We start from the raw sequence: 13,642 nt of genomic DNA on the forward strand, positions 1-13,642 counted from the left end.
CACCGACGAAGAATTCGAACAAGTCCTGGATTCGTTACACGGAAAGGGTAGGTTCGATGCCGCGAATTTGCCGTTGGGCGACATCGAGCCTACCGTCAAGCAACCAGAGCCGGTTGAGGAAGCCGTAAAACCGGAAGTGTCGAAACCGGCGGCGCCCAGAGCCGATGTCAGCAAGCCCCTTCCGGACAGCGAGCGGGTTCCGGTCGCAAAGGTAACCGGTGGCGACAACGGCAACGCCAACGCCAAGGCGGCCCCACAAGCGGATACCACGGTTAGGGTGGACACCCAGATCCTTGACGACATCATGAATATGGTGGGTGAGTTGGTGCTGGTCCGTAACCGATTCCAGACCCTGAAGGCCACCGCCGAAGCCAACGAACAGCTTTCCAAGGCTATTTCCAACCTGGATGTTGTCACCGCGGATTTGCAACTCGCGGTGATGAAGACCCGGATGCAACCGATTAAAAAAGTATTCGGGCGCTTTCCGCGGGTGGTGCGTGATTTGGCCAGAAGTTTGAAAAAGGAAATCCGCTTGGATCTGGTCGGCGAAGACACTGATCTGGATAAAAACTTAGTGGAGGCGTTGGCCGACCCCTTGGTGCATTTGGTTAGAAACGCCGTCGATCACGGCATAGAGTCTCCCGACGAGCGCGAATCTCAAGGCAAGCCCAGGGAAGGCGTGGTCGTTTTAAAAGCTTCGCAGGAGGGTGATCACATCCAGTTGTCGATCACCGATGACGGCAAGGGTATGAACGCCAACGTGCTACGGGCGAAAGCCGTCGAAAAAGGCCTGATGGATGAAGAAAGCGCGGCCAGACTGGATGATAAGGAATGTTACAACCTGATCTTCGTGCCCGGATTTTCGACGAAGAGCGAAATTTCCGACGTCTCCGGTCGCGGTGTCGGCATGGACGTCGTTAAAACCCGGATCGCGCAAATGAACGGTATCGTCGAGATCGATTCGGTCGAAGGTCGCGGCAGCACCATCATTATCAAGGTTCCGCTCACATTGGCGATCATGCCGACTTTAATGGTCAAGCTGGGTGGGCAGGCCTTTGCATTGCCGTTGGCCAGCGTATTGGAAATCCTCGATCTGGATTTGAGCAAAACCAATAAAGTGGACGGGCAGTTGGTCGTCATGGTCCGCAACAAGGCCTTGCCCTTGTTTTATCTTAGCGAATGGCTGGTGCAGACGCCGTATTACCGAACCTCCGAGGCGCAAGGCACCAGCCATGTCGTCGTGGTAAACGCCGGCGGCCGTCAGGTCGGCTTCGTCGTCGATCAACTGATAGGCCAGGAAGAGGTGGTGATCAAGGCATTAGGCGCGAAGTTGCACGGCTTGGATGGCTTATCGGGAGCCACGATCACCGGGGACGGCAAAATCGCGTTGATACTTGACGTGCCGGGTCTGGTGAAAAAATACGCGATCTGAAGACCGCCATGACCATACGGGTTTTGGTGGTAGACGACTCCGACTTTATCTGCAAGCGAATCCGGGACATTTTAGAGGAAGACCCCGAGTTTAAAGTGGTCGGGGTGGCCGCGAATGGTCAGGAAGCGGTGCGGATGGCGGCGCTGTTAATGCCGGATGTGATCACGATGGACGTGGAAATGCCGGTGATGGACGGCATCACCGCCGTCAAGCACATCATGGCGACCCGGCCTTGCCCGATCCTGATGTTTTCGGCAATGACTCAGGTTGGCGCCAAGGCGACCTTGGATGCGTTGGAAGCCGGAGCGCTGGATTTTCTGCCGAAGCAGCTTGAAGACATCGACGCGAATCGCAAACTGGCCTGTCAAACCTTGCGCTTGCGTTTGCGGCTATTGGCCGCGCAGGCGCAACGAATGCCCGCCAAACCCGTCATCCGCTCCAGTTACAGTCGTCCCGTCGCGCCACGGACCGCCGCCGTCGAGCACCGCCCGGCGCCGCCGCTCCGGACTGGGAATGGCGGCGAGACGCTCGAGCAAATCGATTTGTTAATCATCGCGGCGTCCACCGGCGGGCCGATGGCGATCCAGGAAATCTTGACGCATTTGCCGTCGGCGTGTCACTTCCCGATCGTGTTGATTCAGCATATGCCGGCGCATTTCACCAAGAGTTACGCCGATCGCCTGAACCAACTGTGTGGCATCGAGGTTCGCGAAGCCCAGGACAGCGATGAGCTGCAAACCGGCGTGGCCTTGCTGGCGCCGGGTGGCGTGCAGACCGAATTCGTTCGCTCCGCCGGCAAATTGACGGTGGCGTTGAGAAACAAATTGCCGGGTGAGTTGTACGCGCCGGGCGTGGATATAGCCTTCGCCTCGTTGGCGGCTGAATTCAAAGGGCGTATGCTGGCGGTGGTATTGACCGGCATGGGATCGGACGGGCGGGAGGGCGCCAGGCAACTCAAACGAACCGGCGCCGCGATTTGGGCCCAGGACGAGCGCAGTTGCGTGGTTTACGGCATGCCCAGAGCAATCGCCGAAGCCGGTTTGGCCGACAGAATTTATTCGTTGAGCGAAATCGCCCATCAATTCAAACGACTGCATTAATGGATATTCTCAGTATTTTCGGAGTTCTGATAGGGTTTGCCGCGATTATCGGCGGAAACCTGATGGGCGGCGGCGAAATCGGATCGCTGGTCAACATCCATGCCTTCGTGATCGTAGCCGGCGGCACGCTAGGCGCGACGCTGTTGCAGTTCCCGCCCAAGGTGTTTTTGCGTAGCGTGCGCATCTTTGTGTGGATATTCGTGCCGCAGAACTTGCAGCTTAAAAAGCAGATCGACAAAATCGTGCGCTGGAGTACCTTGGCCCGAAAAGAGGGTTTGCTGGGCCTGGAGTCGGTGATAGAGTCCGAAAAGGACGGGTTTGCCAAGAAGGGTCTGCAATTGCTGGTGGATGGCAACGAACCGGAAGTGATTCGAGATTGTTTGGATGTCGAATTAACCACCAAGGAACATCTGGACCTGCAAGCAGCCAGGGTGTTCGAGGCGATGGGTGGTTACGCGCCGACGATAGGCATCATCGGCGCGGTGATTGGCTTGATCCACGTCATGCAGAATCTGGCCAAGCCCGAGCTGCTGGGTAGCGGTATCGCCACGGCTTTCGTCGCGACGATTTACGGCGTCGGTTTGGCAAACTTATTGTTCATTCCAATTGCCAATAAGTTGAAAGCGTTGGTGTTCGAAGTCACGCAGGCCAGGGAAATGGTCATCGAAGGGATTTCGTCGATAGCCGAGGGCGAAAACCCGCGCAATATCGAATTGAAACTCTCCGGTTTTTTACTGGATAAATAACGATGGTACGCCGCCGCCGCAAACCGCCGCACCAGTCCGATAACCACGATCGCTGGATGGTGTCCTACGCCGATTTCGTGACCTTGTTATTCGCGTTTTTCGTCGTGATGTACTCGATTTCGTCGGTCAACAAAGGCAAATACGAGACCTTTTCCGAATCTTTGGATCAAGCTTTGTTCCATAACGAAAAAGTCCAACGCGATGCCGAACCGATTCAGATCGGCGCGATCCCGACTACGGTGCAGCCGATTGAGCTGCCCAACCTCGTCACGGCCGAGGAACGGGAACTAAGCGAGGAAATCCTGCAGGAAAAACGCCGTCTGGACGAAGTTTCCCAGGAATTTCAACGCGCGTTGCAACCCTTTGTCGAAAGCCAATTGGTGGGCATTAAAAAACACGATTTTTGGGTGGAACTGGAAATGAACAGCGAGTTGCTGTTCGCCAGCGGCAAGGCCGAATTGTCGACGAAGGCGGTTCCGGTGCTGCAAAAGGTGGCCGAGGCAATACGCGACGTGCCCAATGTCATCAATGTCGAGGGCTATACCGATAACGTGCCGATTTCGACCGGCTACTTTCCGTCCAATTGGGACCTGTCCTCGGCCAGGGCGACCAGCGTCGTCAAGGAACTCGTCAAGAATAATATCCCGCCGACCCGTTTATCGGCGGTGGGCTATGGAGAATTCCACCCGATTGCCGATAACAATCACGAGGAAGGCCGCTTTAAGAATCGCCGCGTTGTATTGGTATTAATGTCCCAGGCATTTGCCCGCTACGGCATGAGCGACGACGAACGTGCCAAGGCCTTGAATTTGGCGCCGCAGCCACCGGCGCCTCCCGAAGCACCGGTCGCTCAACCGGCTCAATAAGCGGCGAATGTATGAAAATCTGGTCAGTATCCAATCAAAAAGGCGGAGTCGGTAAAACCACCACGGTCGTCACGTTGGGTGGATTACTCAGCACTTGGGGCTTTCGCACGCTGCTGGTCGATCTGGATCCGCACGGCTCGTTGACCAGCTATTTCGGCATGAATCCCGAGGAAGTCGAGTACGGCGTTTACAACCTGTTTCGGGATGCCAGCGAGAAAAAGAAGAATATCGATCCGGAGCTGTATGTCGCCCGCACCGATTTCGACGGAATCTCGGTGATGCCGGCTTCCACCGCGATTGCCACGCTGGATCGGCAGGTCGCGGCGATCGGTGGCATGGGATTGGTGATTTCCACCGCGTTGCATAAGCTTTCCGACCGCTACGATTACGTGATTATCGACAGTCCGCCGATGCTGGGTGTGTTGATGATCAACGCGATGGCCGCCTGCGATCAATTGATCGTGCCGGTGTTAGCCGAGTTTCTGGCCCTGAAGGGGCTGGACCGAATGGTACACACCATTCAAATGGTGTTTCATTCGCGCAAGACGCCGCCGCGATTTACCATCGTGCCGACGATGTTCGACAAACGCACCAAGGCCGCCCGCGACGCGTTGGCCGTGCTGTACCGGCAATATCCCGAAAATGCCTGGCCGTCGGTGATTCCGGTCGATACCAAAGTCCGCGAAGCCAGCCGAGTCGGCGCGCCGCTACCTTTATTCGATAAATCCGCGCGGGCGGTCGAAGCCTACACCGAATTATTGGAATTGTTATTGCTTGAAAAAAGCGGCGACAACTCTTCGACACCGCATTCATGACACAAGCAAAACCGCCTCCGCGCATCGTCCAGCAGCAACTGGCGCTGGACGCCTATCTGCAAACCTTGTTGGAAGTCGTTCCGGAAGCCGACGAGGCCGATCTGACGACCGCCGCGCCAGTCGAACAGCGATCTGAGCCAACGCCGGCTCCAAAGCTTGCGGTCCAAACCGAGAAAGCCCTGATCCGCTTGCCGGAACCCGCGCTTGTCTCGCTAGAAAATCCGGCTAAACTTCAGGCATTGACGGTCATGCCCGACTGGGCGCTGACCGAGTTTCAGGCCTTGTTTTTCAAGGTCGATCAATTGATATTGGCGGCACCGCTGGTCGATTTGTCCAGAACCATCCGCCTTGAACGTAAACCCGGTAAAATTCCGGGCCAGCCTTCCTGGTTTCTGGGTTTGCTCGACGATCAGGATAGCCGGATCGGCGTGCTCGACACCGGGCAGTTGGTGTTCGGCAAGACCCGCGGCCGGCAGCGCGATTTGGAGGAACGGCCGTTCAAATGCGTGTTGGTGACTCAAGATAAAAAATGGGGTCTGGCTTGCGACGAAATTTTGTCGATAGGCAAACTGAAGCCGGAAAAAGTTCGGTGGCGAACGGTCAGGCGCAAGCGCCCTTGGCTGATCGGTACCGTGATCGAAGAATTGACCGCGATCGTCGACGTCAAACAATTGGTGCCGCACCGCAAACCTCAGTAATCAATCCGGATGGAACAACATGAGCGAAGATAGAAAACAAAGCGATCCGATCATGCAATGGGTGACTTTTTGCCTGGGCGACGAAAAATACGGCATCAATGTAATGCAGGTCCAGGAAGTGCTGCGGGTTACCGAGATCGCCCCGGTGCCCGGCGCGCCGTCCTACGTGCTGGGCATCATCAATTTGCGCGGCAATGTGGTCACGGTTATCGACACCCGTAACCGTTTCGGCTTGCCGTCCAAGGAAACCGACGACGCATCGCGGGTCGTCATCATCGAAACCGACCGTCACATCATCGGTATCTTGGTGGATAGCGTTGCCGAAGTCGTCGAAATGCGGGCCTCCGAAATCGAGACCGCGCCCAATGTCGGTAACGAAGAGAGTTCCAAATACATCCAAGGCGTCACCAGTCGCGACAACCAGTTGTTGATTCTGGTCGATTTGAACAAATTTCTCAGCGACGACGAAAAAGCCGAACTGGACATGTTCTAGTTCGCCAAAGCGCTACGGACCGGCGGCAACGGTCGCCGAACAGCGTTGCAGCCTCGGGAGGCTGGCCATGATTGAAATCACTCCGATTAGCCCCAATCCGCCGGTCATCGTCGTTCCTCGGGTCGAGCGCGACGAGCGTCGGCGTCGCGAGCAACGGCAACAGCCGCCGGCCAAGCCTAAAGTGCCGCCGGACCGACCACCGGCCGAACACATAGACGAAAGAGTGTGATGAGCGAATATCTGCTTTGGGCTTTGACCGCGGCGGTCGTGGCGATATTGTTGTTGATGTTCCGCTTGTTGCGCGATCACCGCAAGCTCCGGCAAGCCCATGATTTGCTGGAGGCGCAGATTCAGCGTAACCACGACGATTTGGCCGGATTGTGTTCGGCGGCGGTTGCGGTGGATCGGCGTTTGGCAAATGCCGACGCCAGACTGAATAGCATTGCCGAGCGGGTTGCCGAGCGCCCGAACCCCGCTCCGAACGCACCGACGGTCGCTGAAGTCGTCGAACGGCCCGCTCAAGGCTATGAAGACGTGATCGCCAAAATTCGCCAAGGCGTTGGCATCGAGGATCTGGTGCGCGACTGCGGTTTGACCCGCGATGAAGCCGTGTTACTGACCCGTTTGCACGGCGGCCGAAGTCGTTTGTAACTCGAGGTAGTCGCCCACGCCGCGTTCGGCTTGAATTACCGTCGGGTCCGCGACTCGCTCCAGCAGGCGTTGGTAGTTTTGGTCGTGACGGCTCCGGTCGTTTGGGCGATGCCACAAGTGCAGCACCGCTGCCGCGAAACGGCCCTCCTTGCGGCGAATACCCAGGTGAATTAACCGTATCACCAAGTCCGAGTCTTCAAATCCCCAGCCTTCGAAAGCTTCGTCGAAGCCGTTCACCCTGAAAAAGTCATCTTTCCAGACCGCCAGATTGCAGGTCATCGCGTTCCGCCAATGCTCCGGGCGCGCGTAACGCCAGGCACTCAGCGGCAAATACAGCAGGGGCAGCCAGCGATTGATGCGGCCGAGTAGCCGTTGCGTCAAGAAATACGCCTTGGTTTGCCGATGCAACGCCAATTTAAGTGTTAAGACCTGTTCGGTATAAGCCTGGCTTAGCAGGCAGCGGTTGCCCGGTACGAAGTAGCCGGTTTCGGCGAGTTGGCGGTGGCGGGCGACAAAGTCCGGCAAAGTCACGCAGTCGCCGTCGACAAACAGCAGGTAATCGCCCCGGCTGGCGGCGGCGGCCCGGTTGCGTATCGTTCCGGCGCGGAACCCGCGATCTTCGTGCCAGACGTGGCAAATAGGCCGGTCCGCGATAGCTTGCCATGCGGCGACTCGCTCGGCGGTTTCCGGCCGCGAGCCGTCGTCGGCGACCAGGATTTCGAAGTGGCTGTCCGATTGAGCCAGCAGGCCGGCCAGGCAGGCATCCAAGGCCTCGGGCCAGTTGTAGGTGGCGACGATGACCGAAATCAGAGCGTTCATCGACGCAAGCGGTGTAATTCCCGCAACTTCAGATATTTGTAATACGCGCCTTCGGCATTGGAAATCGCCAGCATCAAGCCTTGCGGGCCGTCGAGAAAGCCGGCCTTGACCACGTAGCCGCGGAAAAAAGTCCACAGCCCCTTGGCGATGGCCTTGCCCAGGCTGGCGCGCACGCCAGCGTGGAACAGTTTCTCGGCGCCCAGCGTCGAATAACTGTTGATTTTGCGCAGTACCTCGTCCGGATCTACAAAGGCCTCGTGCAGCAATGGGTGGTTCAAACGGCCGATCCGGCCTCGCACTTCGACCCGTTCGTGCACCACCTCGTTGCTGAATCGGCCGGCGTCGCGCCGGAACAATCTCAATACATAGTCCGGCCACCAGCCGCCGTGGGTGATTTGCCGACCGCAATAGCTGGATAGCCGGGGAATTTCGAAGCCTTGGCTAGCGTCTTGGCGGACGGCCTGTTGAATCTCCTCGGCCAGGGCCGGACCGACTTCCTCGTCCGCGTCCAGCGACAATATCCAATCGCCGTTTGCCTTATCCAAGGCTCGCTGCTTTTGCGGGCCGAAGCCGGGCCAGTCGGTAACGAACACCTGGTCGGTAAATTGCCGGGCGATCGCGACGGTGTCGTCGCTACTGCCTGAATCGAGCACGACAATTTCGTCGGCCCAGGCCACCGAGGCCAGGCAGCGGCCGATATGGCTGGCTTCGTTTTTGGTGATGACGATGACGCTAAGCATCGTCAGCCTCGGCCGGTCGGCTCAGCAACGCGCCCAGAAAGAACGCCAACATATAACCCTCGGCGAAAGTCTTGAAATGCGAATTGAACAGGCTGGAAGCGCTGATTGCCACCAAAAAACTCGCGGCGACCGCGCCGTAAGGCCGGTTCGCCAAGCCTTCCCGCAAGCCGACGCCGATGTAGGCTAAAAACAGCAGCACGCCGAAAATTCCGTTTTCGACCCAGATAAACAAATATTGATTGTGCGGGTCGCCGGTGCTCATCGCGTGCCAACCCTGGCCGTTGAGTTTCGCCACCTGCTCGTAAGCCGGCTTGAAACCCGAGGTGCCGTAGCCCAGCCAGGGGTGCTCGCGGATCAATTGCCAGGTATTTCGGTAAAACACCACCCGCAGGCCGATCGAGGTCTCGCTGGTGCTGGTTTGATAATGGGCTTGTTCGTCCAGCGTAACCTGTATCCGTTGCTGCACGGTGTCCGAGGTCGCGACGAACAGCGCAACCGCGACCGCCGCCGCGCCGATGAAATACGGCAATTTCCGAAAACCGTACAGCGAGCCGAATGCAAAGACCGCCGCGACAGGCAGCGCCAGATAGCCGCTACGCGCGGTACTGATGAAGAAAATGTTAAACACAAACAGCGCGGCGGCACCCCAGGTCACGACTTTCCAACGCCGCGACAGCGGTTCGCGCAACACAAATATCGTACCCAGCAGCGCGGCCGTGAATGCCATGCTTTGCGTCGAATGATTGGTCATGAAGATGCCGGCGCCGCGGCCGCTGCGCACCACCCAATCGGTGGCCCATAGCGGAATGGCGACGATAGCGGCGACGGCCATGACGCCGACAAAATAATAGACAAAGCGTTGTTGCCAGCGCCGCGATTGAAACAGGCCCAGCAGCATAAAGGCGTAGGCGAGTTTCTTCCAGCTCGACAGGGTTTGCAGTTTAGCCGGCCAGTCCGTGTCGGCGTAAAGCATGCCGGCAACCAGCCAGGCGTAAAACGCGACAATCATTTTGCCCAGCGGATGCCGCCAGGATTGCTCCAGCGTGGCCCAGGCCCGTCCGGAAGCCAGCCAAGCCGCCAGCATGGCCACGCAGGCGATGCTGGTCGCCGCAGTGGACATCGGTACCGCGACGACCGCGAAAATCGCCAGTCCGCGGCTGAGGTTCAGCGCGGTGTCGGAATATGCGTGAGTCATGGAGTTAACGCCACAGTTGGTAAATATATTTGCGTTTGAGTTTTTCCCAGCGAAATAGCCAGCCCTTCAGCCAAGGCGGCGGATCGTCTTCCAATGCGCTTTGAAACAAGCCGTTCTTGCTGCCTTGTTCCACGACCGGGTCTTCCAGCCAGAGGATTTGGATGCCCAGCGCTTTGTCTATGCCTTCGAATTGGTTGTCGATGGGCTGACCGATGCGATGGGCCGCTATCCAGTTCAGACGGAGCCGGGCGGTTTCGCTGTCGATGATGTAAGAGTCGGCAAAGCGGCCGCGATGGCCGGGATACAAGTACTGGCCGGGACGGCGTTGACTTTTCGGCGTGAAAAAATTGCCCCCGGAACCGATGTAAATGACCTTGTGGCCCGGATACCGATCGCTTTGTTGCAGGGCCCGCGTGACGCCGAGCCGGAAGTCTGGGCTGAATACCGCGTCGTCTTCCAATACCAGCGCTCGACGGTTGCCGGCGGCGGCGATGCGGCGCAGGGCTTCGATATGCTTTAACGCGCAGGATCGTTGGCCCGGCGTCAGACGATCGTCATCGAAGGTCAGGCTCACAATCTCGGCGGTCAATTCCTCGACGTCCCAGTCGGTGACGAATTCGGCGCTTAAGCCGAATTCGGCTAATTGGCGTTCCATGAATTGGCGGCGCCCGGTAAAGGCTTTGACATTCAGCACCAGGATGCGGTCGAGCGTCGGCGATTCGGTCATGCAGCAGTGGAAAGTGATGGCTAAGGGACGATTATCGACGGTTTTGCGTCAAAACACATCCGATTGTTGTCTTGGCGTCGAGTGATGGTTGCGGCTTTCATGTCCCAGTTCGGCGTCGATGATGGCAATGACGCGTTCGGCCGGCAATTGTTCCAGACAGTCGCTACGGCTATCCTGGCGGCGCTCGCAGCCTTCCAGTTGGCAGGGCAGGCAGGCGCGCGGCGCGGCGTCCTGGATCAGGTGGACGTTGCCGACCCGGCCGGAACCGCGTTTGGCAAACGGCGGCCCGCTTTCGGCGTAACCGGTCGGCCAAGGCGCCCATTTGCTGGGGTCGGTGGGTCCGAACAACGTGAACACCGGCGTGCCGGTCGCGGCGGCCAAATGGGTGATGCCGGTGTCGGGCCCGACAAACAACGCGGCATTGCCGATCAGCTCGCTCAATTGGGCTAGGCTTGGACGACCGCTCAGATCTAAAACCTCGCAACCCAAACCGAGTTTGAAGTTCGCCAGGATTTGGTTCTCGGCCGGCTGACCGCTGCCGGTCAGCACGATTCGATAGCCGCGACCGGCCAAAAATTCGGCCAGTTGCCGCCAATGCGTTAGCGGCCAGGCCTTGTAGCGCCATTGCGGATGAAGGTGCAGTACCGCGTAGGCTTGCTCCAACAACTCCGTGGGTAAGTCCAGCGGCAACTGGCAACGGGGCGGGGTCAGCCGGAATACCGGCGGGATGCCGAGGGTTTCGCAAAATCTCAGGTTTTCCAGCACCGCGTGGCCGTAATCGTCGCCGAACACCAGCCAGCGGCTCACCAGACATCGCTTCCACCAAGCTTTGCCGCTTTGTTGCGGGACAAAGCCCAAACGGCGCTTGCCGGCCGCCCAGGCGTACAGCGTCGGCCGGTCGCCGGTTTGAGTCGAGATCGCCAAGTCGTAGCGGCGAAACAAGCGGGTCAGAATCTTCAGCAATTCGCCGAGCGTGGGCTTGGCCGGAACCGGAATCCGTTCGCTCACGTCCGGGTTGCCTTCCAACATGCCGATGTTGCCGCGCGGCAGCAGCACATCGATCGCCGCGTCCGGGTAAGCCTGCTTCAGCGCGCTCAGCAACGGCGTGGTCAGCAGCGTGTCGCCCAGATAGCGCAGCGTTATCACCAAAATGCGTTTAGGTTGTATATTGAGCGGTTCGGGCGCCGGCATGCGTCGTCGTGTTGATAATAAAGCCGTTATTTTATAGGTAAACCGCATTGAGCAAGTCACAGAAATCCCGCCAGACCATGACCGACAGCCAAGTCTACCAGCGCTTAATGCGCTTTGTGTTGCCGTACTGGCGGATGTTCCTGGTCAGCGCGTTCGGATTTGCGATTTACGCCGCGACCGAACCGGCGCTGGCGATGATCGTTCAGCGCATCATCGACAGTTTCAACCGTGAAGACCGCACCGGTATCGAATACTTGCCGCTGCTGTTCGTCGGCTTGTTCCTGGTGCGGGGCGTCGGCTCCTTCCTCGGCAACTATTATCTGGCGCGGATTTCCGGCAACTTGATACACCGGCTGCGCTGCGACATTTTCAATCATTACACCGGCTTGTCGGTGCATTATTTCGACAGCCACAACAGCGGCTACATGATTTCGCGGATCACCAACAACATCGGCGAAGTCACCCGGGCAACCTCGGACTCGATCCGCTCCTTCGTGCGGGAAGGCTTTACCGCGATAGGTTTGCTGGCTTATCTGGCGCACACCAATCTGCAGTTGTCGTTGGTATTTCTGGCCATCGCGCCGGTGGTCGCGACGATGGTCAGCTACGTCGGCAAGCGTTTGAAACGGTTGAGCCGCAACATGCAGGACACCGTCGGCGACATTACCCACATCACCTCGGAAGTGGTGTCCGGCAACCGCATCGTCAAGAGTTTCGGCGGCGAGGACTATGAACGCCGCCGCTTTCGCGACGCCAGCCTGGAAAATCGCCGGCAGTACCGCAAATTGATCATGACCGTGTCGCTGAACAACCCGCTGATGCAGTTGCTGATTTCGATCGCGTTGGCCGGGATGGTCTATTTGGCGCTGGTGGTGATGCGCGACTCGACGCCGGGCGAATTCGCCGGCTTCTTCATGGCGGCGATTTTGTTGCCCAAGCCGATTCGCCAACTGAGCGATGCCAATTCCGAAATCCTGCGCGGCATCGCCGCCGCCGAATCCTTGTTCGAGGTGCTGGACGAACCGTTGGAGCGCGACACCGGCGATTACCAGATCGAACGCATCCAGGGCCGGATCGAATTCAAAAATCTCAGCTTCAGTTACGCCGGCGCCGAAACGCCGGCCCTGCGTAACATCGACTTGACGATAGAGCCTGGCCAGACCGTGGCGCTGGTCGGCGCCTCCGGCGGCGGCAAGAGTACGTTGATCAATCTGTTGCCGCGTTTTTACGATTACAGCGAGGGCGAGATTCTGATCGACGGCGTCGAATTGAAACGCTACAAGCTGGCCAGCCTGCGCCGGCAAATCGCGCTGGTGACCCAACACGTCACGCTGTTCAACACCAGCGTCGCCAACAACATCGCCTACGGCGCGTTGCAGGGCGCCGATCGCGCGGCGATAGAGCAGGCCGCCCGCGATGCCTACGCGACCGATTTCATCGAGCGGATGCCGGAAGGTCTGGATACCGAGGTTGGCGAAAACGGCGTCAAATTATCCGGCGGCCAGCGCCAACGGCTGGCCTTGGCGCGAGCGTTGCTGAAGGACGCGCCGATTTTGATTCTGGACGAAGCCACCTCCGCGTTGGATACCGAATCCGAGCGTTACATCCAGGCGGCCTTGAGCCGGGTAATGCAGGGCCGTACCACGCTGGTGGTCGCGCATCGCTTATCGACCATCGAAGCCGCCGATGTGATTCTGGTGATGGACAAGGGCCGGATCGTCGAACGCGGCAGCCACGCCGAGTTACTGGCTCGCGGCGGCGCCTACGCCAAATTGCACCGGATGCAGTTTCAACACGCCGACGCCGAAGGCGCCGGATAAATCCCCCGCCGGCCGAACCCGCCGGATTCGGCCGTTTGTCCCGCCATCCGCGCTTGTGAAAATCCACCGCGCCGGCCGGGTATTAGTTAACAGCCGCTAAAGTCTCCGATCCCTATAGTGGATGACGGGTCGATTCAAGGTCGGAGCGCCCCGGCAAATTCAGCTTTCCGCCATTGCCGCCCCGAACGTTTATCGTTCAGCCGCGCCGTCGGTTTCCCTGTCCGCTCCGCCTCGTTCACGCCAAGTTCCGGCCGGTTCGCCCAACGCATCCGGCCGCCGATCCTGTTTACGATGAGGGTACGACGATGGCTAAGTCCAATGAAAAATTACAATTGCAGGTCAATTTCGA

The 13,642-nt window shown here is 58.5% G+C and carries 15 protein-coding genes; 10 read left to right on the forward strand and 5 right to left on the reverse strand.

Going from position 1 to position 13,642, the window contains the following annotated elements; genetic code table 11:
• The 9 genes from AC3B8H_RS12360 to AC3B8H_RS12400 all read left to right on the forward strand — a co-directional run.
• Positions 1-1,432: chemotaxis protein CheA (locus AC3B8H_RS12360; RefSeq protein ID WP_488441875.1), on the forward strand; the 1,432-nt coding region annotated here is incomplete at its 5' end.
• A gap of 8 nt (positions 1,433-1,440) precedes the next feature.
• Positions 1,441-2,532, forward strand: coding sequence for a protein-glutamate methylesterase/protein-glutamine glutaminase (locus AC3B8H_RS12365; RefSeq protein WP_488441876.1), 1,092 nt, complete (start codon positions 1,441-1,443; stop codon positions 2,530-2,532).
• Positions 2,532-3,278: a flagellar motor protein gene (locus AC3B8H_RS12370; RefSeq protein ID WP_488441877.1), complete on the forward strand. Its 747-nt coding sequence runs from the start codon at positions 2,532-2,534 to the stop codon at positions 3,276-3,278. Before AC3B8H_RS12365 ends, AC3B8H_RS12370 begins: the two co-directional genes overlap by 1 nt.
• A 2-nt stretch (positions 3,279-3,280) precedes the next feature.
• The gene (gene motD, locus AC3B8H_RS12375; protein WP_488441878.1) at positions 3,281-4,144 is read left to right on the forward strand and encodes a flagellar motor protein MotD; all 864 of its coding nucleotides are present in this window, start codon (positions 3,281-3,283) and stop codon (positions 4,142-4,144) included.
• Between the two features lie 11 nt (positions 4,145-4,155).
• Positions 4,156-4,959: a ParA family protein gene (locus tag AC3B8H_RS12380; protein ID WP_488441879.1), complete on the forward strand. Its 804-nt coding sequence runs from the start codon at positions 4,156-4,158 to the stop codon at positions 4,957-4,959.
• A complete protein-coding gene (locus AC3B8H_RS12385) occupies positions 4,956-5,657 on the forward strand; it encodes a chemotaxis protein CheW (RefSeq protein ID WP_488441880.1) in 702 nt (233 codons plus the stop codon). The genes AC3B8H_RS12380 and AC3B8H_RS12385 overlap by 4 nt, the downstream gene beginning before the upstream one ends.
• A gap of 19 nt (positions 5,658-5,676) precedes the next feature.
• Positions 5,677-6,150 (forward strand): chemotaxis protein CheW, encoded by a 474-nt coding sequence (locus AC3B8H_RS12390; protein WP_064025049.1) that lies wholly within the window; start codon positions 5,677-5,679, stop codon positions 6,148-6,150.
• A 67-nt stretch (positions 6,151-6,217) separates the two neighbouring features.
• On the forward strand, positions 6,218-6,379 hold the full coding sequence (locus AC3B8H_RS12395) for a hypothetical protein (protein WP_488441881.1): 162 nt from the start codon (positions 6,218-6,220) through the stop codon (positions 6,377-6,379).
• On the forward strand, positions 6,379-6,801 hold the full coding sequence (locus tag AC3B8H_RS12400; RefSeq protein WP_488441882.1) for a DUF2802 domain-containing protein: 423 nt from the start codon (positions 6,379-6,381) through the stop codon (positions 6,799-6,801). The genes AC3B8H_RS12395 and AC3B8H_RS12400 overlap by 1 nt, the downstream gene beginning before the upstream one ends.
• On the opposite strand, the gene AC3B8H_RS12405 is transcribed toward AC3B8H_RS12400, so the two are convergent.
• The 5 genes from AC3B8H_RS12405 to AC3B8H_RS12425 are packed head-to-tail and all read right to left on the reverse strand — an operon-like array spanning position 6,763 to position 11,473.
• Complete coding sequence (locus tag AC3B8H_RS12405; RefSeq protein ID WP_488441883.1) at positions 6,763-7,620, reverse strand: glycosyltransferase family 2 protein; 858 nt, start codon at positions 7,618-7,620, stop codon at positions 6,763-6,765. The genes AC3B8H_RS12400 and AC3B8H_RS12405 overlap by 39 nt on opposite strands.
• Entirely contained in the window at positions 7,617-8,360 is a 744-nt protein-coding gene (locus tag AC3B8H_RS12410; protein ID WP_488441884.1) for a glycosyltransferase family 2 protein, read from the reverse strand. Before AC3B8H_RS12410 ends, AC3B8H_RS12405 begins: the two co-directional genes overlap by 4 nt.
• The gene (locus AC3B8H_RS12415; RefSeq protein WP_488441885.1) at positions 8,353-9,555 is read right to left on the reverse strand and encodes an O-antigen ligase family protein; all 1,203 of its coding nucleotides are present in this window, start codon (positions 9,553-9,555) and stop codon (positions 8,353-8,355) included. Before AC3B8H_RS12415 ends, AC3B8H_RS12410 begins: the two co-directional genes overlap by 8 nt.
• 4 nt (positions 9,556-9,559) lie before the next feature.
• Positions 9,560-10,282 (reverse strand): glycosyltransferase family 25 protein, encoded by a 723-nt coding sequence (locus tag AC3B8H_RS12420; RefSeq protein WP_488441886.1) that lies wholly within the window; start codon positions 10,280-10,282, stop codon positions 9,560-9,562.
• A gap of 48 nt (positions 10,283-10,330) precedes the next feature.
• Complete coding sequence (locus tag AC3B8H_RS12425; RefSeq protein ID WP_488441887.1) at positions 10,331-11,473, reverse strand: glycosyltransferase family 9 protein; 1,143 nt, start codon at positions 11,471-11,473, stop codon at positions 10,331-10,333.
• A 77-nt stretch (positions 11,474-11,550) separates the two neighbouring features.
• Here AC3B8H_RS12425 and msbA point away from each other — a divergent pair, with 77 nt between their 5' ends.
• Positions 11,551-13,293 (forward strand): lipid A export permease/ATP-binding protein MsbA, encoded by a 1,743-nt coding sequence (gene msbA, locus AC3B8H_RS12430; protein WP_488441888.1) that lies wholly within the window; start codon positions 11,551-11,553, stop codon positions 13,291-13,293.
• The last annotated feature ends 349 nt before the right edge of the window (positions 13,294-13,642 follow it).

It is taken from the genome of Methylomonas sp. BG-2 (assembly GCF_057766305.1).